This is a genomic window from Sphingobacterium sp. xlx-130 (genome assembly GCF_011007405.1).
Taxonomy (GTDB): domain Bacteria; phylum Bacteroidota; class Bacteroidia; order Sphingobacteriales; family Sphingobacteriaceae; genus Sphingobacterium; species Sphingobacterium luzhongxinii.
Genome location: NZ_WFKN01000014.1, coordinates 24,157 through 48,568, shown reverse-complemented (window position 1 = coordinate 48,568; position 24,412 = coordinate 24,157). Strand labels below are relative to the sequence as shown.

Here is a 24,412-nt window from a genome sequence, read left to right as displayed (position 1 = left end):
AACTCGGTTTGATTTTTATCTGTCATAGGGAATATCCAAACTATATTATGCACGTTTTAGTTGCGAAATGCTGTGCATGCTGCTTCGCGGTCATTCGTGTTTGTGTAGCCGGTACTACATGGATATTTCATAACTAGGAAACAGGAGGTACCGTAAATTCTTGATTTATCGCATCAATCTTTTCTAAAATTGGCTCCAGCCCCATCTTATCTTCAGCAGATGTCAAAAACCTCGTAGGAACCTCTTCAAACCATTTGAGAAGTGCCCGCTTAAACTTGGCCATGTTTTGATCAGACTTTACTATTGACTGTTTATCTGCTTTAGTAAAGATCAACATAAAAGGTAGGCCTCTCTCTCCAAGCCAACAACAAAAGTCCAAATCTATTTTTTGAGGTTCTAGACGACTATCGATCAGAACGAAAATACATTGTAGGCTTTCCCTACTCAACAAATACTTTCTAATAAATTTTTCCCAATCGGCTCTATTCTTTTTAGAAGTCTGCGCATATCCATAGCCAGGTAAATCCACCAGATACCAAGTATCATTAATTATAAAATGATTTATAAGTTGTGTCTTTCCGGGTCTTTGGGATGTCTTTGCCAGTCCTTTCTTATTCGTCAAAGCATTGATCAACGAAGATTTACCAACATTAGAACGTCCAATAAACGCATATTCTGGTAATGTAGGATCAGGTAATTTGTCGACTTGTGTATTACTACATACAAATTCAGCGGATTTGATAAGCATAGACAAAGGTAGAATTAATTTAACAAAAATTAAAAAGGCTTTTAAGTTGATTCAAAAACCTCTGATAATTTTACTATTTTAGTCTCTCATAAAAACCTATATGTTAGAAATTAAGAATATTGTAAAACAATATGCAAATCATCGGGCTTTGGATGATGTTTCACTCTATATACCCGAAGGAAAAATATTTGGACTATTGGGCCCTAATGGTGCCGGAAAAACCTCATTAATACGCATTATAAATCAAATTACTGCTCCAGACTCGGGTGAAATATTATTCGATGGAAGCCCACTGTCCAGTGAACATATTGCCCAAATCGGCTATCTTCCTGAAGAACGTGGCTTGTATAAGAAAATGAAAGTAGGTGAACAAATGGTTTATCTGGCACAACTCAAAGGACTCAGTCGCTTAGAGGCCAGACAACGATTAAACTATTGGTTTGAAAAATTAGACATCGGAAGCTGGTGGGACAAGCGAATAGAAGATCTGAGTAAAGGTATGCAGCAAAAAGTTCAATTTGTCGCCACCGTATTGCACCAACCAAAACTCATTATCCTTGATGAACCTTTTTCAGGTTTTGATCCAGTCAATGCGCAAATCATCCAAGATGAAATTCTCGAACTGAACAAAGCTGGAGCTACAATAATTTACTCTACGCACCGTATGGAAACTGTTGAAGAGCTTTGCGACAACATCGCGTTAATCCACAAATCGAAAAAAATACTAGATGGCGCTGTCAAAGAAATTAAGAAACAATACAACAACAGCACCTATTTAATTGATTATAAACTACCTGATATACCTGAACACATACTGCAACAAACAGAATTATTCGATATCATCTCGCAGACTGTACAACACGATGAGGTTCAATTGAAAGTAAAACTAATTGATGGTGTCACATTAAATGACGGTATACGCTATCTGTTGGATAGCATCCAAATAATACAGGTTAAGGAAATCATTCCTTCTATCCACGATATATTCATTGAGAAAGTCTCCCAAACCCCACTAAACCATGCATAAGATTGTTCTAATTATACAAAGAGAATACCTGACACGCGTTAGAAAGCGTTCCTTTTTACTTACGACCTTCTTAGTACCTCTGTTTTTTATCGGAATGTATGTAGGGATCATTTTTCTTACCAAAAAGAGCTTTGAAGAAAATCATGCTACTGTATATATCGTAGACCAAGAAGGAAGTATTGCAGGCAAACTCAAATCATCCAATAATATAACCTATATCCATAGTAATAAAGATTTGCAGACTCAATTATCTGCAATAAAAGATGCCGATAACAACACCAGTATTCTGGTAATACCAAAAGATTTCATAAGTAATCTTAAAGTTGATTTCATGGCGCCCAGCAAGCCCAATGTAGGCATCCAAAACGATATCCGCGCCAATTTGAGTGACATTGTCCGGGATTATAAGTATCAAAAATTGGGCATCAATATAGATAGCTTGAACAAGATTAATACAAGTGTCAGTATTACTGCTAAAGAAATCACAGAAGATGGAGAGGCAAAAAATAGTAATACAGAAGTCGCTATGGGTATAGCTCTTGCGCTCTCCATACTCGTGTACATATCCCTATTTCTTTATGGATCACAGGTTATGCGAGGTATCATCGAAGAAAAAAGCAGTAGAATTATTGAAGTCATTATCTCATCTGTAAAGCCATTTCAGTTAATGATGGGCAAGATCATTGGTATAGGTCTTGTCGGGCTCACACAGTTTGTATTATGGATATTGTTGTCATTTATGTTAGCCGGCGTTGCCTCTACTTTCTTTGTGTCAAAAACCGAATTAAGTAATCAGGTTGTTGGGAATAAGATGGTAGAATCTGACGGAGCCATGCTATCTCCAGAGACTTGGGCTGTGGTGCAATCCATCAATTTTCCTGAAATTATTATTTGCTTCTTTATATTTTTTTTAGGAGGCTATTTAATATACAGCGCACTGTTTGCTGCCGTAGGCTCTGCGGTAGATAGTGAGACAGAAGCCTCCCAATTTACCATGCCTATAACCATGCCTTTACTCCTTACCTATGCACTATCCTTCGGAGTCCTGATGAACGATCCGCACGGTACGGTAGCCACATGGCTGAGCTTCATCCCTTTCACATCTCCAATTGCTATGCTGGTACGCATTCCGTTTGGTGTACCGACTTGGCAGATTGTCATTTCGGCGTTACTTTTGGTGGGTGGGTTCGTTTTGACGACCTGGATCGCAGCACGTATCTATCGTATCGGCATATTAATGTATGGAAAGAAGGCCAGTTATAAAGAAATAGTGAAATGGTTTAGATACAAAAGTTAATTATCTTTGTCGAAAATCAAATTTCAGTATAAGATGTCTAAACTCATTAACCTCCGATCATTTAGAAATTTTTTCGAATCTAGTTCAGGCGGTGGTATTCTCCTGTTTATATGTGTCATACTTGCCTTAGTTATTGCCAATTCCTCTTACGGAGAATCTCTTACCAACCTACTATCAACCACTATAGGTTATGAGAGCGACACAATTCATTTAAAGTATTCTATCAAGCAATGGATTGACGACGGCCTAATGGCCTTTTTCTTTTTACTCGTTGGTTTAGAAATAAAGCGGGAATTGGTTGAAGGCGAACTTGCATCCCCCAAGAAAGCTGCATTGCCAATCTTTGCTGCTATCGGTGGGGCTCTTTTGCCCGCTGCTTTGTACACCTTGTTTAACCATGATCAACCCACTGTGCATGGTTGGGGCATACCTATGGCTACAGACATTGCGTTTGCCCTTGCTGTAATTTCATTACTGGGAAATAAAGTTCCCGCCAGTCTGAAAATATTTCTAGCAGCACTGGCTATCGTCGATGATTTATTAGCTATATTGGTTATTGCACTATTTTACTCAGGGACTCTTCATTATACTTATCTATTATTGGCTATCGGACTTGTTATATTGCAATTGGTTTTCAATAAAATCGGCATTCGCAATCTATTATTTTATATCGTGCCAGGTATATTTATGTGGTACTTTATCCATCATTCAGGGATTCATGCTACTATAGCAGGAGTTTTGACCGCGATGACTATCCCGACCACACCGGATGACAAAGAATCGCCTCTGGAATATCTCGAGCATTTACTGTCAAAACCGGTAAATTTTATTATTATACCGCTATTCGCATTTGCCAATACCGCTATCGTACTACATGCTGAAATGATCCATGGGTTGGCATCCCCCATGGGAATGGGTATTATCTTGGGCCTGTTGGTCGGAAAGTCAGTCGGTATACTCTTTACATGTTGGGTGTGTGTAAAGCTAGGGATATCCACTCTGCCAGAACATGCAGGCTGGAAACACATGTTTGGAGTCGGAATTCTTGGAGGTATCGGATTTACCATGTCCATATTTGTCGCCATGCTTTCCTTTAACGATATGCTACATATCGAAGAGGCTAAATTGGCTGTATTATTGACTTCTTGCGCAGCGGGTATACTTGGCTATAGTTACCTCGCGATGCTAAACAGAAAAATGAAGAGACTATCGTAAAATTCATCTACGTTCGAAATTATATTCATCCCTGTCTTGTTTTTATAAAATAATATTGATTAAATTTAAAGTACTATTAATCATTCGTATTAAATAAACAGAAACAACAATGAGTAAATTAGATGAAAAAGTAGCAGCATACGTTGCCGAAGCAAAAAAACTAAATCTTGATATTGATGCAGACCTCATCGCGTCTGTGGCCAAAGGGCTAGGACCATCTATCTATAAGGCAGACGCAGAAACTATCGCTGCATCGGATAAGGCGGAATTGGATCGTTTAAAAAATAATTTCTTGATCAAAAAGTTGGGATTAAAAGATGATGCTAAACTGGATGCCGCTATCGAAGAGGTTATCGAAGCGGTAGGAAAATCCAACAAAAATAAATATAGAGCAATCGTATATGCACTATTGGTCAAAAAATTCAAAAAGGAATCTATCTATAAATAAAACTACCCTGATCTGCCAGCCGGTGGATCATCAACAAAAAAAAGACATGTGCTAAAGGTTTTTCTTCAGTACATGTCTTTTCTACTCCGATCTAGCTTAACTCAGGAAATTAGTTACAGCATCTTCACCAAATTCAGCAAAATCAACAGCCCTCCCTATTCGTTTCCAGGTCATATAAGCATGAACAATCTGCCCACCGGAACATATAGGTTCTAAGGATTTTTGGAAAAGGACATCTCCCTCGAAATCCAATTTTCGAATCTGTTGGCTATCCTCCCAATTCGGAAAAAGGGAATTTGTAATATCATATACTACATGTGCATTTCTATTGTCGACCGTATACCTCCCACTAAATGCGATATATCCCCGCACACGTCGATCCAATTCGTCGAACGAGGCTTGCATCCTATCCTCCGAAATGTACTTTATTGCATCAGACCCTGAAATCTGTACGGCCATATAGCCATCGGGACTATATAACAGTAGCCCTTTTGGAGATTTTCCGAAAGGGAAAAAAGAGTCTACGCCATCTACTGGAACTTCGATATAGGACAGTAATTCCCACGTTCCTATTATTTCATTTTTAATTGATGTCATTTTGTTGAGGTTGTTTTATACAACAACGAAGAAAGCCAAGGAATAGTTTGCCCACTAAGTTGTATTTATGTCATAAAAAAATTAAATATTTATTACTTTTATGCTTAAGCATTAAAGCATATGATTCTATCCGAAGTAGATACAGTTCAAGATATATCCAAAGAGGAGTTTTTAACAAAGTATTTCCAACCCCAAAGACCAGTACTCATAAAGGGATTTGCACAAAAATGGAAGGATTTTGATAAATGGAACTTAAATTACATATATGACAAAGTTGGGGAGCAAGAAGTTGGGCTATACGACAACAAACCTGCCGACCCAAATAAAGCGACAGACGAACCTGTTACCCATATGCGTTTTAAAGATTACATTACGCTTATCAAAAACCAACCATCGGATCTTAGGATTTTTTTCTATATCATCACCGATCATCTCCCTGAACTTCTAAAAAACTTTACCTATCCCGATCTAGGGTTCAAATATTTTAAACGTATTCCTACACTATTTTTTGGTGGAAGCGAAGCGCGAGTACTCATGCACTATGATGTAGATTTGGGAGATTTGCTCCATTTTCAGTTTGAAGGAAAGAAAAGGGTACTTCTATTCGCTCCCGATCAATCTCCATTTTTATACAAAGTACCGTTATCCGTACACACCGTTTATAATATTGACTTTGAAAATCCCGATTTTGAAAAATTTCCAGCTTTAAAGTACGCTCAGGGCCATGAGATCTTTATGGAACATGGAGATGCCTTGTTTATGCCAAGCGGCTACTGGCATTTCAATCGCTATCTGGAAGCAGGATTCTCCATTACTTTGCGTTCATTTCCAAGCAGTGCTCGACGATTGTTTAAGATGTTGAATGAGGTGTTTATAATCCGATATACCGACAAGTTAATGCGTAAAATTCTAAAAGAAAAATGGGTAGAACGTAAACAAAGACGGGCTTACGAAAAAAGTCAAATGGTATTAACAGAATATCTAAACAAATAACAATACGAACAATGGAATGTCCCTGTGGAAGCACATTGATATTTGAGCACTGCTGCGAGCGGATACACAATGGAATAGTAATACCTAAATCAGCAGAGATGTTGATGCGCGCGCGATACAGTGCATTTGCCGTTGGAAACATTGACTTCTTATACAATAGTTTCCATCCATCGACACGACGATTTCAAAACAAACAAGATATTAAAAAGTGGGCTTCGGAAAATACCTGGCTAGGACTGGAAATCGTTAAATCTACAGCGCTCACAGTCGAGTTTAAAGCTCGATACAAAGACTTAAGAAGCCCGGTACAACATATACATCACGAGAAGTCAAATTTCAAACAACTTCAAGGAGCATGGTATTACGTAGACGGTAAGTTAATACAATAAGGGTTAACATAAAATTAATACAACACTAACACATAACTAATAAATCCCTAGTACATTTGTATTAAATAAAACAAAGTGTTATGATTAAAGATTTAGAAATCACAAATTTAGAGTCAATCTTCGATACAGCAGAGTGGTTGTACGATGGAGATGACTTGGCTATTCTAGAAGACTAATATAGCCATCAAGATACTTAAACCATGTTTAAGTATATCATTAAGCCTCATTCAGTAATTCATTTATATAGCAAAAAAGGCTAATCCATTGGATTAGCCTTTATCTATATCATATAGTAGTTGATACTAACTGCTGAAATATGCTCTCACATTCTTTCCTTCCACCCAGTTCATAAACGCCTTATTAACGACTTTATTTCCTCCTGGCGTTGGATAATCACCTGAAAAATACCAATCACCTTTATGATTTGGACATGCCAGGTGTAGGTTGTCAAGAGTTTGGAAAATAACGACAAGCTCTGCATTTAGATCATGAGGTCTTACTATTCTAGCGATCTCTTCCGAAATCTCTTCGTCTGTAAACGGCTCATATATTGCTTTCACGTAGTTCTCAATCTCGTCTTTAGGCTTAGCAACAGATGCCAAACATCTTTGATATACTTCGTCTATGACATGTGACATTCCGTTACGCTTCAATAGGTTAATTGCGGCTTCAAAAGCAACAAACTCGCCCATCCTTGACATGTCGATTCCATAACAGTCTGGATAACGTATCTGAGGTGCAGACGAAACAATGACGATTTTCTTAGGATGCAAACGATCCAATATAGTTAATATCGATTGCTTCAATGTAGTCCCTCTGACAATAGAATCATCTATGGCTACAATGGTATCTTCATGATCTCTAACAATGCCATAGGTAGTATCGTACACATGCTGCACCATATCCTGGCGGTCAGCATCTTGTGTAATAAATGTACGGAGTTTAGCATCCTTTACATTCAGCTTTTCGAAGCGCGGATGTATGCTTAAGATCTCATCCAGTTCCTGATCGGAGATCTTTTCGTCTCTATTCAGTAAAACATCTTTTTGATAATCTCTTACATATTTACTCATACCTTCCATCATGCCGTAGTACGATACCTCAGCTGTATTAGGAATAAATGAGAAAACAGTATTCTTGATGTCATTATCAATGGACTTCAATACTTGCCCGCATAATAGTTTCCCCAAAGATTTCCGCTCTTGGTAAATATCAGCATCAGACCCCCTAGAGAAATAGATACGTTCAAAAGAACAAGATTTTTGCTCAACGGGCTGTCTAAACATCTCTTGAGAAATTGTTCCGTCCTTCTTTGCAATTAAAGCATGACCGGGCTTAATTTCCTGAACCGCTTCTAAAGGAACATTAAAAGCAGTCTGAATAACAGGACGCTCAGAAGCTACTACTAAAACTTCGTCATCTTGATAAAAGAATGCAGGACGAATTCCAGCTGGATCACGCATTACAAATGCATCGCCATGCCCTATAATACCGGCAATCGTATAGCCTCCATCCCAAGTTTTGGCTGAACGTGTTAAAATCTTAGCAACATCGAGATTCTTTGCGATTTGTGCAGAAATCTCAATATTGGAGTATCCCTCCTTTTTAAACTGATCGAACAGTTCTTGGTTTTCGTCATCCAAAAAGTGACCAATTTTTTCCAACACGGTAACCGTGTCTGCCTGTTCCTTTGGATGTTGACCCAAATCATAAAGCTGCTGAAGAAGCTCATCCACGTTAGTCATATTAAAATTTCCAGCCACTACTAGGTTTCTGGTCATCCAATTATTTTGACGTAAAAAAGGGTGACAGCTTTCAATACTGTTTTTACCGTGGGTACCATAGCGCAAATGCCCTAATAACACTTCACCGGTAAAACTAACATTGTCTTTAAGCCACTGCGTATCTTTAGACTCCTTCGGATAAGCTTTATTTACAGCTGCGAATTTTTTCTGAACGTACTCAAAAATGTCCGCAACAGCAGTGGAACCCATAGCCCTATACCGGCTGATGTATCGATTACCTGGCTTTACATCAAATTTAATTGTTGCAATACCAGCCCCATCCTGTCCACGGTTATGTTGCTTCTCCATAAGAAGATACATTTTGTTAATCCCGTAGTAAGGAGTTCCATATTTTTCCTGATAATATGAGAGGGGTTTTAATAGTCTGACAAGTGCAATACCGCACTCGTGTTTTATAGCGTCACTCATAGCTTGAATTGATGATGCAAAGGTACAAAAATTACATTTCTTACTAAAGCGCCCCTGCATTTTTTTTAAGTAAAAAACTTTTAGGTGACCCTATTTCTTTAATCTATCTTTAGATTATGGAAGAGTTATTCAAGATTTACAAGGTGGATACCGAGGAAGCCGAAAACATTAAAGGGAGTATAAATGTTCCTCACAAGCACGATTTTGAGGAACTAATTATTGGGTTAAAAGGAAAACTAACGCATTTTATAGACTATGAAGTGCAGGAATGGGATGCTCCTTTTATCTCCTTTGTTACAAAAGGTAAAATCCATCGCGTCCAGCCAGATCTTCAAAATGGACAGTGCGATTTCTGGGTTATACGCTTCAAAAGTGAATTCATCCCGGAAATCACCTTCCATCTATACAATTCTTACCATGATCAAGCCAATTTTCAATTAAGACAAGACTCATATTTAGATCGTCTAGACAAGATCTGTGATTTGATGAACGATGAAATGAAACAGGCAAGTCCTGAACTTTGTGTTATCCGTAATCTTCTTTCTTCCCTCTTTATCATGATTGATGTCGAGCGGAAGAAAAGTACTGAAGGTCAACTATCGAAATTGAATAACCAAAATCTTACCTTCCAAAGCTTTCTCGCTATTCTAGAAGATAACTTTAGACGTTCCGAAGGGGTAAATTTTTATGCAGAAAAACTTTTTATGACTCCACGAGCGCTAAATACCATAACACAGCGTATTCTACAGCAGACCGTTTCCGAAATCATCGAAACCCGAAAGCTAACTGAAGCAAAAAACTTACTGTTTACCACCGAAAAAAACATTGCAGAAATAGGGTTCGAACTGGGATATACCGACAAAGCATACTTTACCAGTGTCTTTAAGAAAAAATCAGGACTTACACCAAGCGAGTTTAGACAGGATATGAGAAAGCATATGGATTAATATCTATACTTTTTCGCCAAATTCTTATACCACCGACCTATATATATTAAGCACTTTTGTAACATAGTTATTTAAATATAAAGAGAAATGGAAGATATGAATAGAAAGCAATTTTTGACTGCAGCCTCAATCTTACCACTAACAGGAGCAGCCTTAAAACTCAGCTCACTTAATAGTTTTGTTGACAGTCTCGACAACAGCAGTAAAATGCCCGTTCTCTTTCTCGGTCATGGAAGCCCGATGAATGCTATCGAGGACAATGAATTTGTTCAGGGGTTCAAACAAATCAGCAAAGCGATTGAGCGTCCTCGTGCTATTTTGGTTATTTCCGCGCACTGGGAAACACGTGGTACATATGTCACCGCTATGGAAAACCCGGTGACCATTCACGACTTTGGAGGCTTCCCTCAGGAGCTTTTCGATGTCCAGTACCCGGCTCCAGGTTCACCAGAACTTGCTAAACTAACGAAAGACATCATTCAATCTACAGATGTGCATCTAGATGATAAATGGGGATTAGATCATGGTTCATGGTCCGTTATAAAACACCTTTACCCCAAAGCAGATGTTCCTGTTATCCAAATGAGTATAGACTACACCCAGCCTCCCTCGTTTCATTATGCGTTGGCCAGAGAGTTATCCGTACTCAGACACAAAGGAGTACTGATAGTAGGAAGTGGAAACAATGTCCATAATCTATCTAAAGTATCCTGGTCACATATTCATACGGTGGGGTATGCATTTGATTGGGCCAAGCAGGCTGACGATATGATGAAAAAATTTATTATTGATCGTAATCACCAGGCTTTGATCGATTACGACAAACAGGGGAAGGAATTTCAATTAGCAATCCCCACCCCCGAACACTATATGCCCCTGCTCTATGGTCTAGGTCTTCAGGAAAAACATGAGGATATACATATTTTTAACGATCAAGCAATAGCTGGATCGCTAACAATGACTTCTCTTAAGATAGGTTAGAGTACGCTATGATCCGTCTTTTTTTGGAGAGTTAGAACAAATAACTTTTGTTTTAGCTCCCCAAAAAAAGCCGTTTCAAAAAGCTTTCCTTCACTTCTATATACCATTTGTTTTCTCGTTCTTGTAGTGGATAAATGGTGATATAATTCCCCTGACCAATCAATCCTTTACCTGTTTTAAGGTCAAACTGTTGCCTGTGATAGCCACATACTACAAAACCATCCGAACACCAGCCCTGCTCGAGAGGAGCACCTGCATGCGGACATTTTTTGGAAAATGCCACCCAGCTGCCTCCATGAAAAACTAGACAAAATGTTAATCCAGTAACAGACACCTGTCGGATATTTCCGTCCGCTATCATATACTTTTCTGGAACTTCAACCCAAGCCATACTGTAAATCTAATAATTGGATCCACAAAACGAGAATAAACAATCTACCTAATCAAGTAGAAGATTTTATTCTTTTTTTAGATCTGACCTCCAATAATACAAAGCTTTTTTCTAAGTTTAACTAAAAAAAGGAAAGCGTGTCTGTTGATTTAAAAAAAAGATTTGATCGGATAGTAGAGATTCTTATTCAATTGCAATCCAAAAGAGTGGTAAAAGCCAAAGAACTTGCTGATCGTTTTGAAGTTAGCCTGCGGACTATCTATCGAGACATAAAAAGCCTAGAGCAGGCAGGAGTACCAATCATAGGAGAAGCTGGGAGTGGATATTCGATAGTGGAGGGTTACCGATTGCCCCCTATCGTATTTTCTAAAGAGGAGGCTATTAGTTTTATAGGAGCTGAAAAGCTGATGGAAAAATTTATGGATAAAAAACTTATGTCTGATTATAAATCAGCCATGTATAAAATAAGATCTGTTCTAAAGCACAATGAAAGGGACTCCATTGCTATGATCGAGAATCAGATCATTATGAGTAAGTCTAGCTACAATACATTCAACCAGTCGGTCCCCCACGCTTTACAGACATTTTTTGAGAGTATCGCCCACAAACGACAGGTAGCCCTCTCCTATCAGGGTGCCATTGATAAACAGCCTGAAGCTAGAACGATTGAACCTATTGGTTTATTTCATGAAAACAACTTCTGGTATGTAGGGGCTTATTGCTTAAAAAGAAATGACTATAGGCAGTTTAGAGCCGATCGCATCTTTACTATCGAGCTTTTAACGGCTAGTTTTACACGAGAACATATCAGTCTGGCCGAGTTAATGGCCAACCGTAAGAACAATATTACACCAATCTCTATACATATACGTGTGGGTAAAGACACGGCTCCTCATCTGGATTGGCAAAAATCGTACTTCGGGTTTACGCACGAAGAGGATCGATCAACTCCATACAAGGATCTGTTTTTTGAGTATAAAGGCCCTCTTGATTACTTTGCCAGATGGTTTATGATGTATGCGGATGACGCTTTGATTGTACAACCCACCGTACTCAAAGAAGCTGTCAAAACGATACTTAAAAACGGACTTACCCGTATTGAAGCATAAACTTTGACAAAACACGTTTTTAATTACAAAATGTGATAAATAAGAAACAAAACAATGGCATACAAGACCTCTAGGATCCCTGAAATTAAACTCTCAGAAGATGTAACCTTAAAAAGTAGTTCTCCAGATCAAGCCGATGCCCTGTACCATGCGATACAAAGCAACAAGTCTTATCTAGGTCAATTTCTCCCCTGGGTAAAACATGTAAACGACGTATCTGATAGCATAACATATCTTCAAAAATCTCAAGAAAATTGTGAACAAGGTAGTGAGCTAAGCTATAACATATTTAAGAATAATACATTAGTAGGACGTATCGGCCTGCATCAGATTGACAAGATGAACAACAACGCCTCAATAGGTTATTGGCTCACCGAAAACTCTCAAGGACAAGGAATTATCACAACATCCTGTGTCACTTTATTAAATATTGGATTCAACGAACTGAATTTTCAGCGTGTAGAAATCTTGACAGCAACAACCAACACAAAAAGTACAGCTATTCCGTTACGTCTAGGCTTTGTACATGAAGGTATTTTAAGACAGGTAGAGCGCCATGAACAACAATATTTCGATCTCAACATCTTTTCGATATTAAAAAGAGAATGGCAGCGATAAAAGCGCCAGCTATTGTTTCATCCGGCTCACGCTAACGACCAAAGGATAGCTTCCTTATCGCAGGTGCACTCGAATACAACCAAATTTAATTCCTTAAATTTCCAAATTATTTTCCCTAAATTTATAGAAAAGATATCGTATCATGAAAGATAACTTTTCTACCATATCAGACAAATACGCGAAGTTTAGGCCTGACTATCCGCAAACAATCTATGATTTTCTATACCCGCTTTTGAGGGAAAAAGAAAGAGCTTGGGATTGTGCTACAGGCAATGGTCAGGTGGCTCGTGAGCTTGCTAAAGACTTCGCATTGGTAGAGGCTACTGATATAAGTGCGCAGCAGCTAAAGCATGCCTACCAAGCGGACAACATCCACTACTCTATTCAAAAAGCAGAACACACGCAGTTTGCTGATGATAGTTTTGATTTAATTACTGTAGCACAGGCTGTACATTGGTTCGACATAGAAAAATTCAATAATGAAGTAAAGCGAGTGGCCAAGCCTAATAGCATTATTGCGTTAATAGGATATGAATTAAATCATATAACTCCCGAAATCGATACTATAGTCCAGTCTTTCTACAACAATGTTATTGGTCAATATTGGGATTCTGAAAGAAGGTACATTCAAGAACGCTACCAAAGTATTCCTTTCCCCTATCGTGAACTGGAGACACCAGAAGTTACAAATATCAAACTCTGGAAGATAGAAAATCTCATTGGCTATCTTAATACTTGGTCAGCGGTACAGCATTATGAAAAGGCCCATGGCAGTAATCCTGTAGCTCAAATCGAGATAGATCTTCGTAATGCTTGGGGGTCTGTTGAATTCAGGAAAGTCAACTTTCCGATTATCTTCAAGGCAGGAAGAATCAAGTAGTACACCTAGAAGTTTACTTTTTTCGCAAACAATATATGCGCTAGCAAGGCCATGATATTAAAGGTAAAACCTACAATACAAACCCCGGTCCACTGTCCATATTGCCAAGCCCAAGCAGCTGTCAGCGTACCTAGCGATCCTCCAATAAAATAGGAAACCATATACACGGTATTCAATCTATTGGTAGCCTTCGCGTTTAATGCGAAAAAGTCAGTTTGATTCATAATATGCGAGGCCTGTAGACCCAGATCCAGCAAAATGATACCGACTACCAAACCCCAATACGTATGACCAGCACCAAAAGTAAATAGCCAACTGCTTAGTAAAATCCCCAATGCTACAGTTATGATTTTAAAATTGGACCATTTCCTTGTAACCTTTCCCACGAAAGCGGCTGCTAATGCTCCCACAGCGCCAACAAGTCCAAAACTTCCAACGACAGTCGCTCCTACATAAAAAGGGGGGCCTTCCAAATGGAACACCAAACTTGTAAAGACCGCTGACATACCAGCAAAGGCCATCGCTCCCCGAAACGAAGCTAAGCGCAATAAAGGGTATTTCCTAGCCATGTCAAGTACAGAACGAAGCAACGAGGCATAACTACCTTTAAAATTAGGCGTTGGATTAGGCAACAGCTTATATATCCCCGTCCATGTAAGTATCATCAAGCCTACAGCTATCAGGTACATCATCCGCCATCCCCAGAGATCTCCAACAATACCACTAAACATACGAGAGAGTAATATGCCTAACAGCAATCCAGACATGACCATACCTATATTTGAAGAACGTTTTTCCAAAGATGAAAACTCGGCCGCCATGGGCACAAAAAGCTGAGGGACTACAGAAGCAATCCCAAGAATAAAATTGGCCACATATAGCATCCACAGATCCTTAGAAAAATAAATCCAGATTAAGCATGCTATAACCGCTAAAAGATCTATCAGCACCAGCTTTCGACGCCACACCTTGTCTCCCAGGGGAACAATGAACAATAGTCCACAAGCATACCCTATCTGAGTCATCACCGGGATCTTACTCACAGCCATCTCTGCGACCTTAAAATCTTCCGCAATTAAGATCAATAAAGGTTGATTGTAATAGATGTTTGCTACGACTAAGCCGGATGCAATGGTCATTAACCAGAGTGTGGCATTTTTTAACGTTACCGTTTGCGTCATGTTAGTATTTTCCGTATGCGAACTTACAAAATCATCTATGAATTGTGGACATAAAATAGAAAAGCGACCATCTTTTACAGAGATCGCTTATTTCTTATTCCAGGCACGCTTTAATATCTTTCCCAGAAAAAAGGAGGTTCGATTCCTAGTGCGCGTAGATATACATAGCCTTGCGCACGGTGATGAATCTCGTTGTCAATAAAGTATTGAATATTTTCGATTATTGGAAACTCATATTCCCCAAAAATTTTAAAGTTCTCCTTAAACCGGTCTACAGGAATCTGATTGAACAGTGCTTCTATTTTTGGTGTATCCGCATCCCATCGTTCCAGTAACTCTTGTTTGGTAGTTAATGGTAGATTATGATCGTACTTCTCAATTTTATTCGAAACTATGCTTTCCAACCCCGGAACAGCAATAGACAACATTTCCTTTACCATATCCGCAAAGGGACGCATTCCGCCGATCGAAAACGCAAACAATTCTTTTTCTGGAAACTTCTCGATAACTCGTCTAGCCAACGAACGATGCCCCTGCCAGCTTTTTAAAAGCTCCACCTTTGAAATAATACCTTGTGTGTTCATATATCTTTATATTTTAATTATAGTCAAAATTATAGATGTCCGTGACAAGGGGCTGTCAGTAGTAAAAAGTGAAACGCTTCTTTCCAAAAAAAAAGGTCATACTTTACGAAGTATGACCTTTTTCGTTGACGATAGTTACTACTTGACCTGGTTTTTACGAATAATATTTAAAGCACCTCCCGCTTTAAACCACTCGATTTGTTGATCATTGTATGTATGATTTACAGAAATACGATCTTCTGAGCCATCTTTATGATGCAGCACCAGCATCAAAGGTTTGTTTGGAGCAAACTCAGTCAATCCGATAATATCGATTGTATCGTTTTCTTGGATTTTATCGTAATCATCTTTATTGGCAAAAGTCAAACCTAACATTCCCTGTTTCTTCAGGTTAGTCTCGTGGATACGAGCAAAGGACTTGACCAATACTGCGCGAACTCCCAAGTGACGAGGCTCCATTGCAGCATGCTCACGGGAAGAACCTTCACCATAATTTTCATCGCCTACAACTATAGAGCCAACCCCAGCAGCCTTATATGCTCTCTGGGTAGCAGGTACTGCGCCATACTCACCTGTCAACTGATTCTTTACATTATCCGTCTTTTCATTAAAATAGTTGACAGCACCAATCAAAAGATTATTTGAAATATTATCCAAGTGACCGCGGTATTTCAACCATGGGCCAGCCATCGATATATGGTCTGTTGTGCACTTGCCTTTAGCCTTGATCAATAATTTCAACCCCTTTAGATCAGTACCTTCCCACGGCGCAAAAGGCTCCAACAACTGGAGACGATCGGAAGTTGGAGATACATCTACTACTACAGATGATCCATCTGCAGCAGGAGCTTGATATCCTGGATCCTCTACGTCAAATCCCTTCGTTGGTAATTCATCACCGGTAGGTGGGTCTAGTTTTACCTGTTCGCCATTCTTGTTTGTTAATGTATCTGTCACCGGATTAAACCCTAAATCACCAGAAATAGCAATAGCTGCTACCATTTCAGGAGATGTTACAAAAGCATAAGTATTCGGGTTGCCATCTGCACGTTTTGCAAAGTTACGATTGAAAGAGTGAACAATCGTATTTTTCTCTTGCTTATCCGCACCTGCACGATCCCACATACCGATACATGGTCCACATGCATTGGTAAAAATCGTTGCATTTAGATCTTCAAAGGTTTTCAATAACCCATCACGATCTGCGGTATAGCGTACTTGCTCAGATCCGGGGTTGATACCAAATTCCGCCTTAGTAACCAACCCTTTATCAATTGCCTGCCGAGCGATAGAAGCCGCACGCGCTAAATCTTCGTAAGACGAGTTTGTACATGAGCCGATCAATCCCCATTCTACTTTTGTAGGCCAACCATTTTTCTGGGCTTCCTCGCGCATACGAGAAGCTGGAGTATATAAATCCGGTGTAAATGGACCATTTAAAGAAGGTTCGAGTTCAGAAAGGTTTATTTCAATCAATTGATCAAAATAAAGCTCTGGATTAGCATAAACCTCAGGATCCGCGGTTAGATGATCTTTAATTGCATTAGCAGCATCAGCCACATCTGCACGATCGGTAGCTCGTAAATAACGCTCCATAGCAGCGTCGTAACCAAATGTAGAAGTAGTAGCGCCTATTTCAGCTCCCATATTACAGATCGTACCTTTACCCGAACAAGACAAAGATTCAGCACCTTCACCAAAATATTCCACAATTGCACCGGTGCCACCTTTTACAGTCAAAATACCAGCTACTTTTAGAATCACATCTTTAGATGCAGCCCAGCCGGATAATTTACCCGTTAATTTTACACCTATTAACTTAGGAAATTTTAACTCCCATGGTAAGCCTGCCATAACGTCGCACGCGTCTGCTCCACCTACACCTATAGCCACCATCCCCAAACCGCCGGCATTTACAGTATGAGAATCGGTACCGATCATCATTCCGCCCGGAAAAGCATAGTTTTCTAAAACAACTTGGTGAATAATCCCTGCGCCAGGTTTCCAAAAGCCGATCCCATACTTGTTAGAAACAGAACTCAAGAAGTTGAACACCTCCGAACTTTCATTCTTAGCTCGAGCTAAATCTTTATCAGCACCTTCCTTGGCTTGAATCAAGTGGTCACAGTGTACTGTAGCAGGAACAGCCACTCTCGCTCTTCCTGCTTGCATAAACTGCAATAAAGCCATCTGAGCTGTAGCATCCTGCATCGCTACACGATCTGGTGCAAAATCGACATAGGATTTACCACGTTCGTAAGCTTCAGTTGCATTTCCATCCCAAAGGTGCGTGTATAAGATTTTTTCAGAAAGTGTCAAGGGTTTATTAACGATCTGACGAGCAGCTTTAATACGCTCATCATACTGTGAATAAACTTTTTTAATCATTTCAATATCAAAAGCCATAATATATTATTTCGTTCTTATTTGTTGCTATTTTATTACAATTTACTAATTATTTTTAGAATTGATTTTCAAAATATTGTCACTTCGTCTATTTAAAATGATTCTAACTAAATGACTCCAAATAGCCTATAAAAAAACGAGGTCACCCTTTAGGGTAACCTCGTTTTCAAATTTTATACGCTCGGTGTATATTTAAAATAACAACCAGACTATTTAATTGCTATCGGAGTAAATTTTGTCAAATTAATTCCTTCGACAGCTGCCTTGTACTCTTCAATGTTTGGAATACGTCCTAAAATCGCTGACAATACAACAACTGGGGTAGAAGCTAACAAAGACTCTCCTTTTTTACCATCTCTATCTTCTACAACACGCCCTTGAAATAAACGAGTTGATGTGGCCATCACCGTATCTCCCTTGGCAGCTTTTTCTTGATTGCCCATACATAAGTTACATCCCGGACGCTCTAAATACATGATGTTCTCGTATTCGGTACGTGCAGTAGATTTTGGCAAAGCATCACTAAACTCAAAACCAGAATACTTTTGTAAATACTCCCAGTCCCCCTCTTCCTTCAACTCATCGATAATATTGTAAGTAGGAGCGGCGACAACCAATGGCGCATTAAATTTAACCTCTCCTTGCTGCTTTTCTACATTACGTAGCATTTGAGAAACGATTTTTAAGTCATCCTTGTGTACCATGCAAGATCCTACAAATCCTAAATCGACCTTTTTGTCCCCTCCATAGAAAGTCAAATCACGAATGGTATCGTGCGTATAGCGCTTAGAAACATCAGCATTATTTACGTCTGGATCTGCAATCATTGGCTCTTCGATAATATCTAAGTCAATAACAACTTCGGCATAATATTTCGCATTATCATCTGGTGTCAAAGCAGGTTTTGTACCGGTTCTAATTTCTTCGATACGCTTGTTTGCTTTGTCAATTAAACCTTGTAAAACTTGATTTTTATTGTCCATACCTTTATCAATCATGATTTGGATACGAGACTTCGCTATTTCTAGGGATTGGATCAAGGTCTCATCTTGAGAAATACATATCGATGCCTTTGCTTTCATCTCAGCAGTCCAATCTGTAAATGTAAACGCCTGATCCGCCAACAATGTTCCGATATGAACTTCAATAATACGACCTTGGAATACGTTCTCTCCATCAAACTGCTTCAGCATCTGGGCTTGCGTCGCATGAACTACATCACGGAAATCCATATGTTCTTTCATAGTCCCCCTGAAAGTTACTTTTACTGACTCAGGGATCGGCATAGACGCTTCGCCTGTTGCCAAAGCCAAGGCTACTGTACCTGAATCGGCACCGAAAGCAACACCTTTTGACATACGTGTGTGTGAGTCACCCCCAATAATAATCGCCCATTCGTCAACCGTGATATCATTTAACACCTTATGAATAACATCCGTCATTGAATGATATAGTCCTTTTGGATCACGTGCCGTAATCACTCCAAAGTCATTCATAAATTTCATTAACTTAGGAATATTTGCTTGTGCCTTTTTGTCCCAAACAGAAGCTGTGTGACATCCTGACTGGTATGCACCATCAACGGTAGGGGCAATAACTGTTGCAGCCATAGCTTCCAACTCTTGAGCTGTCATTAGGCCCGTCGTATCCTGAGACCCTACGATGTTTACCTTGACACGAACATCGGAACCAGCATGCAATATTTTTCCGGGAGTAGAACCTACCGCATTTTTATTGAATATTTTTTCAACAGCTGTCAGACCATAACCATCATTAGAGATCTCTTTGGAAGGGGCAAAAACAACTGGAGCTGTGATACCTAAAGCCTGGGCAGCAAATGTTTGGATTTTTTTACCAAACACAATAGCGTAAGAGCCGCCTGCTTTGATAAACTCCATTTTTTGAGGTGTTAGAGATCTTGAGATATCAATTAGCTCTTCTTCCCCATTATATAACTTCTTTGTTTTGGTGTTGATCGTTAAAACCGTTCCTGTTGCAACGGAGTACACTTCTTCTAAAACGGGATCTCCATTCTCATTACGAACAACATCTCCGTTGGCATCAACTTTCTTCTTCCAATTTTTTAAATCAATCCCGATACCACCAGTTACATCAACTGTCGTCAAGAAAATTGGAGAAATACCATTTGTTCCACCAACGATAGGTGCTATGTTTACAAAAGGAATGTAAGGCGATGCCTGTTTTCCTGTCCATAAAGCCACATTATTAACACCCGACATACGCGAAGAACCGACGCCCATAGTACCTTTTTCAGCAATCAACATCACACTGGCATCCGGGTGCTGAGCCTGTAAAGCGCGAATCTCTTGCTGTGCTTCCGGTGTGATCATACACTTACCGTGTAACTCACGATCCGAGCGTGAGTGCGCCTGATTACCTGGGGACAATAGATCCGTAGAAATATCTCCTTCAGCAGCTATATACGTCACCACTTTTATTTCCTCGGCAACCGCAGGTAATTCGGTAAAGAACTCAGCTTTCGCATAACTTTCTAAAATTTCCTTCGCAATAGTGCTACCACCATCATACGCTCTTTTTAAACGTGCTGTATCTGCATCGTAAAGGAAAACTTGTGTTTTAAGAACAGCAGCAGCCTGCCTTGCAATTGCTTCGTCGGTTCCTAAAGCTAAATCTAAAAGAACCTCAATAGACGGTCCTCCCTTCATATGAGACAACAATTCAAAAGCATAAACACCTGTGATCTCAGGAATTGTAGCTTCTCCTAAAATAATCTCTTTTAAAAATTTCGCTTTTACGCCAGCCGCAGGAGTTGTGCCCGGTAATGTATTGTATATGAATAATCTTAACGATTCCGCTCTATCCGCGTGATTTAAATCTTTGATCTGTGCAATAACCTCACTCGTTAATTCCGCACTATCAATTGGTTTCGGATGCAATCCAATATTTTTTCTTTCCTCAGTTTCTAGTATGTAATCGTTGTAAATACTCATTTTTAGTTTTTCTATGTCTTTATAGCGGTTAAATAAAATTTTAAATCCTACCGCTTTTTATTAACTATTCAGCAATAATCTTTATTTTTTTCGTCGCAAAAATAAGAAAAATCAAGCTTCAAATACAATTTAGGCAACCAATTACGTAATTTAGAATAAGTCCAAACAGTTGTTTTGTTCGGTATAAAGTTTGGCTGTATACAATAAATACCATCACTATCGAAAGCTTTCATGTTAACCGCTAAGGACCTGGACTTTCACGAAAAAGCGATACCTCTTGGGGGAATTGCTGTATATACTTGTTTAAAATACGAGGTTTACCTATACCATTTGCGGTGGATATTGAATCATCTTTAGTTCTTTAATCGTATTAATAGGGTTCAAAGCGTTGAAAACGAAAGATCCTGCAACCAACGCATCTGCCCCGACTTTGACTAGTTCCGCGGCATTATCTAAAGTGACTCCCCCATCAACCTCAATAATAAGTCTATCATTACGTCCAGCTGCCAAATGTCTTAGCTCCTTGATTTTACTGTAGGTATTTTGGATAAACTTCTGTCCACCGAACCCGGGATTTACAGACATTATACATACCAAGTCGATATCTTGTATTACATCTTTTAACAGCTGAACTGGTGTATGCGGATTCAGCGCTACTCCTGCCCTACAACCTAACTCCCTGATTGCAGCCAATGTACGATGTAAATGCGGACATGCTTCATAATGCACCGTAATCATATCGGCTCCACTATCTTTACAGACTTTCAGATAGCGATCGGGATCAACAATCATCAAGTGCACGTCTAGCGGCTTGGTCGCATGTTTGGCAATAGCCTGCAGCACTGGAAAACCGAATGAAATATTAGGGACAAAATTGCCATCCATAATATCGATATGAAGCCAATCTGCCTCACTATCGTTTACCATTTTAATCTCAGAACTGAGATTTGCAAAATCAGCCGCCAGTATTGACGGTGCTATCAAGTGTTTGTTATATGACATCTTTTCAATCATTAAACCTAATACAAACCTAAAGAAAATGCTTCGGATTAACGAATGGATACCTTAAGACTTTTAGCCTATACGTTTGGAGGGTACCTAAACAAAGCTCTTTCCCAAAAATGCCGAATAATAGTTACTTTTGTATAAGTGTTATAAACATAAACAGGCAATATAGTGGCAAAACTCAAGATAAACTACATCGATTCCAAAATACATAGCAATTCTGTATTCCTCAAATATGGTATGGTCATCGTTACTGTATTATTAATATGCCTTTTCCTACCCAAACAACCTCGATTCGAGTATGAGTTTCAAAAAGGAAAAGCTTGGAATCACGACAATCTTATCTCTCCTTATAATTTTGCAGTATTAAAGACAAAAGAAGAACTCGACAAAGATAAGCAACAGATATTAAAGACTGTACAACCTATATACAACCTAAACACCTCAATAAACAAAGAACAAATTGATCAATTTACCACAGATCTGGCTGAAAAATGGCAAAGTAGCCAGATGGACACCATCCCATCCTTAAAGATAGAATATTACAAAAAGAAAGGTGTAGAGTTACTGACGACAATTTACAACAGAGGTGTACTTTCACTAAACAACCGTTATCAAACCAAAGGCACTGATGCCGAAAAACTTAATGAGACTGATGCTAATTATAATTTCACATTACTCAACAACAATGTAGCCTCGCAGAAAAACACGATAGATTGTTTCACTATAGAAACAGCTTACGAATTTCTTAAATTAAGCTTAGACAGAGACAAAGAGATCACCAGAAAAAAATGGTTTATCGATGTACTCAAGAATTATATTACCGTAAACCTGATCTATAATGAATCTCTAACCGACAAAGTCGAACAGACCGCATTAAGTAATATTTCTAGTACAAGAGGGATGGTTCAAAAAGGCGAACTTATTGCTGAAAGGGATAAAATTGTTAACAACGATACGTACCAAAAACTTGAGTCACTTCGTACTGTGTTTGAAGATGAAGCTAAAATCACAGGAAATAGAAATTATGTTGCATTAGGTCAGTTTTTATTGGTAGGATTAGCGATGACACTTCTCATGGTTTTTCTATATTTCTTCAGACGTCAAATCTATGAAAGCAACAGACTTTTAGTCATTATCTTCATCGTTATTCTCGCGATGCTAGGGGTCTTATCTTGGTCTATAGAGATCAAAATATCAAGTTTATATTTTATCCCCTATTGTGGTGTCCCCATTATCTTCAGAATCTTGTTCGACACACGCGTTGCGCTCAATATCCACTTGTTGATGGTTTTGATAGCAGCCTTATTTGTACCCAATAGCTATGATTTTGTCTTTTTACAATTCATGTCGGGCTTGGTTGCTATCTATAGTATCCGAACTATGGTCAAGCGGGAGCAGTTTCTAATTTCCAGTATCCTGATTTTAGCGACCTACATCATCGGTTATATGGGATTAGTACTTACCCGAAACGGGTCAGTGACAAATATCTACTGGAACGATATAACCCCTTTTATCGTTAGCGTGGGTCTTACGCTTTTGGCCTACCCGCTTATATACGCCTTTGAAAAGTTGTTTGGTATAGTTTCTGATTTAACATTGATGGAATTAACCAATAGTAATTCAAAGCTCTTACGCGAACTTTCATTAAAGGCTCCGGGCACTTTCCAACATTCCCTTCAGGTTGCTAATCTAGCCGAAGCCGCTGTTTACAAAATAGGTGGGAATCCACTATTAATCCGAGCAGGGGCTTTGTACCATGATATCGGAAAAATGATAAATCCGCTTTATTTTATAGAAAATCAAAAAAACGGTGTCAACCCACATAAGGAACTGACGTCCGAACAAAGTGCACAGATTATTATTTCTCACGTAATTAAAGGTATTGAAATCGCAAAGCGCAATCTATTGCCAGAAGTTGTTATAGATTTCATTAAGAGTCATCACGGCACCACACGGGTAGATTATTTCTACAATGAATTTATTAGGGATAATCCCGAAAAGCTTGTAGACGAAACTATCTTCCATTACCCTGGTCCTGTCCCATTCTCCAAAGAAACTGCTGTTCTTATGATGGCAGATTCTGTAGAAGCTGCCGCACGAGCACTAAAAGAACCCACCAAAGACTCTATAAGTAATCTAGTGGACAAAATTATAGAGCACAAATTAATGCAAAAACAATTTGAAAATGCAAACATCACCATGAAAGACATTAGCGATGTAGCGCACATCTTTAAGAGTATGTTGATGAGTATTTATCATGTACGCATAGACTACGATCTGAGCAAGAAAAAAGATGTTTTACAATAAATAAATGAATCTCAACAGGTTAATTTCAACGTCCGAAAAATTATCAAAAAAACAGCATTTAAAATTTGTTAAATGATTTTTTTGCCTTATGTTTGCACTGT

At 38.9% G+C, this 24,412-nt stretch carries 21 protein-coding genes; 12 read left to right on the top strand and 9 right to left on the bottom strand.

Annotated elements, in window-relative coordinates; all coding sequences use genetic code 11:
* Positions 1 to 133: 133 nt before the first annotated feature.
* On the bottom strand, positions 134 to 748 hold the full coding sequence (gene yihA / locus G7B18_RS18675; protein WP_164113017.1) for a ribosome biogenesis GTP-binding protein YihA/YsxC: 615 nt from the start codon (positions 746 to 748) through the stop codon (positions 134 to 136).
* A 100-nt stretch (positions 749 to 848) separates the two neighbouring features.
* Between yihA and G7B18_RS18670 the strand changes: the two genes are divergently transcribed.
* The 4 genes from G7B18_RS18670 (at position 849) to G7B18_RS18655 (ending at position 4,735) form a co-directional block, all read left to right on the top strand.
* Entirely contained in the window at positions 849 to 1,775 is a 927-nt protein-coding gene (locus tag G7B18_RS18670) for an ABC transporter ATP-binding protein (protein ID WP_164123743.1), read from the top strand.
* On the top strand, positions 1,768 to 3,072 hold the full coding sequence (locus G7B18_RS18665; RefSeq protein WP_164123741.1) for an ABC transporter permease: 1,305 nt from the start codon (positions 1,768 to 1,770) through the stop codon (positions 3,070 to 3,072). The genes G7B18_RS18670 and G7B18_RS18665 overlap by 8 nt, the downstream gene beginning before the upstream one ends.
* 33 nt (positions 3,073 to 3,105) lie before the next feature.
* Positions 3,106 to 4,287: a Na+/H+ antiporter NhaA gene (gene nhaA, locus G7B18_RS18660; RefSeq protein ID WP_164113014.1), complete on the top strand. Its 1,182-nt coding sequence runs from the start codon at positions 3,106 to 3,108 to the stop codon at positions 4,285 to 4,287.
* Between the two features lie 109 nt (positions 4,288 to 4,396).
* A complete protein-coding gene (locus tag G7B18_RS18655; protein ID WP_164113013.1) occupies positions 4,397 to 4,735 on the top strand; it encodes a DUF2853 family protein in 339 nt (112 codons plus the stop codon).
* A 96-nt stretch (positions 4,736 to 4,831) separates the two neighbouring features.
* Here the strand turns inward: G7B18_RS18655 and G7B18_RS18650 are convergent, their stop codons facing one another.
* Entirely contained in the window at positions 4,832 to 5,332 is a 501-nt protein-coding gene (locus tag G7B18_RS18650; protein ID WP_164113012.1) for a lipocalin-like domain-containing protein, read from the bottom strand.
* Between the two features lie 120 nt (positions 5,333 to 5,452).
* On the opposite strand from G7B18_RS18650, the gene G7B18_RS18645 reads away from it, so the two are divergent.
* Positions 5,453 to 6,325, top strand: coding sequence for a cupin-like domain-containing protein (locus tag G7B18_RS18645; protein ID WP_164113011.1), 873 nt, complete (start codon positions 5,453 to 5,455; stop codon positions 6,323 to 6,325).
* An 11-nt stretch (positions 6,326 to 6,336) separates the two neighbouring features.
* Positions 6,337 to 6,714, top strand: coding sequence for a YchJ family protein (locus tag G7B18_RS18640; protein WP_164113010.1), 378 nt, complete (start codon positions 6,337 to 6,339; stop codon positions 6,712 to 6,714).
* Between the two features lie 302 nt (positions 6,715 to 7,016).
* Here the strand turns inward: G7B18_RS18640 and G7B18_RS18635 are convergent, their stop codons facing one another.
* On the bottom strand, positions 7,017 to 8,927 hold the full coding sequence (locus tag G7B18_RS18635) for a class II glutamine amidotransferase (protein WP_164113009.1): 1,911 nt from the start codon (positions 8,925 to 8,927) through the stop codon (positions 7,017 to 7,019).
* Between the two features lie 116 nt (positions 8,928 to 9,043).
* Here G7B18_RS18635 and G7B18_RS18630 point away from each other — a divergent pair, with 116 nt between their 5' ends.
* Both G7B18_RS18630 and ygiD read left to right on the top strand, forming a co-directional pair.
* A complete protein-coding gene (locus G7B18_RS18630; RefSeq protein ID WP_164113008.1) occupies positions 9,044 to 9,874 on the top strand; it encodes an AraC family transcriptional regulator in 831 nt (276 codons plus the stop codon).
* A 96-nt stretch (positions 9,875 to 9,970) separates the two neighbouring features.
* Entirely contained in the window at positions 9,971 to 10,855 is an 885-nt protein-coding gene (gene ygiD, locus G7B18_RS18625) for a 4,5-DOPA dioxygenase extradiol (protein ID WP_164113007.1), read from the top strand.
* 52 nt (positions 10,856 to 10,907) lie between these two features.
* Here ygiD and G7B18_RS18620 read toward each other — a convergent pair whose 3' ends face one another.
* Positions 10,908 to 11,246: a Rieske (2Fe-2S) protein gene (locus G7B18_RS18620; RefSeq protein WP_164113006.1), complete on the bottom strand. Its 339-nt coding sequence runs from the start codon at positions 11,244 to 11,246 to the stop codon at positions 10,908 to 10,910.
* 137 nt (positions 11,247 to 11,383) lie between these two features.
* On the opposite strand from G7B18_RS18620, the gene G7B18_RS18615 reads away from it, so the two are divergent.
* The 3 genes from G7B18_RS18615 (at position 11,384) to G7B18_RS18605 (ending at position 13,853) form a co-directional block, all read left to right on the top strand.
* Positions 11,384 to 12,355, top strand: a complete 972-nt coding sequence (locus G7B18_RS18615; protein WP_164113005.1) for a helix-turn-helix transcriptional regulator — start codon at positions 11,384 to 11,386, stop codon at positions 12,353 to 12,355.
* Between the two features lie 54 nt (positions 12,356 to 12,409).
* On the top strand, positions 12,410 to 12,973 hold the full coding sequence (locus tag G7B18_RS18610; RefSeq protein WP_164113004.1) for a GNAT family N-acetyltransferase: 564 nt from the start codon (positions 12,410 to 12,412) through the stop codon (positions 12,971 to 12,973).
* Between the two features lie 142 nt (positions 12,974 to 13,115).
* Complete coding sequence (locus G7B18_RS18605) at positions 13,116 to 13,853, top strand: class I SAM-dependent methyltransferase (protein ID WP_164113003.1); 738 nt, start codon at positions 13,116 to 13,118, stop codon at positions 13,851 to 13,853.
* A gap of 5 nt (positions 13,854 to 13,858) precedes the next feature.
* On the opposite strand, the gene G7B18_RS18600 is transcribed toward G7B18_RS18605, so the two are convergent.
* The 5 genes from G7B18_RS18600 to rpe all read right to left on the bottom strand — a co-directional run bounded on the left by G7B18_RS18600 (position 13,859) and on the right by rpe (position 21,998).
* Entirely contained in the window at positions 13,859 to 15,034 is a 1,176-nt protein-coding gene (locus tag G7B18_RS18600) for an MFS transporter (protein ID WP_164123739.1), read from the bottom strand.
* A 110-nt stretch (positions 15,035 to 15,144) separates the two neighbouring features.
* Positions 15,145 to 15,618, bottom strand: coding sequence for a DinB family protein (locus G7B18_RS18595; RefSeq protein ID WP_164123737.1), 474 nt, complete (start codon positions 15,616 to 15,618; stop codon positions 15,145 to 15,147).
* A gap of 138 nt (positions 15,619 to 15,756) precedes the next feature.
* The gene (locus G7B18_RS18590; protein ID WP_164123735.1) at positions 15,757 to 18,024 is read right to left on the bottom strand and encodes an aconitate hydratase; all 2,268 of its coding nucleotides are present in this window, start codon (positions 18,022 to 18,024) and stop codon (positions 15,757 to 15,759) included.
* Positions 18,025 to 18,233: 209 nt separating this feature from the next.
* Positions 18,234 to 20,996 carry a bifunctional aconitate hydratase 2/2-methylisocitrate dehydratase gene (locus tag G7B18_RS18585; protein ID WP_164123733.1) on the bottom strand — a complete coding sequence of 921 codons (2,763 nt, stop codon included), beginning with the start codon at positions 20,994 to 20,996 and terminating at the stop codon, positions 18,234 to 18,236.
* A gap of 321 nt (positions 20,997 to 21,317) precedes the next feature.
* A complete protein-coding gene (gene rpe / locus G7B18_RS18580; protein WP_164112998.1) occupies positions 21,318 to 21,998 on the bottom strand; it encodes a ribulose-phosphate 3-epimerase in 681 nt (226 codons plus the stop codon).
* Between the two features lie 174 nt (positions 21,999 to 22,172).
* On the opposite strand from rpe, the gene G7B18_RS18575 reads away from it, so the two are divergent.
* Positions 22,173 to 24,311 carry an HD family phosphohydrolase gene (locus G7B18_RS18575; protein ID WP_370626399.1) on the top strand — a complete coding sequence of 713 codons (2,139 nt, stop codon included), beginning with the start codon at positions 22,173 to 22,175 and terminating at the stop codon, positions 24,309 to 24,311.
* The last annotated feature ends 101 nt before the right edge of the window (positions 24,312 to 24,412 follow it).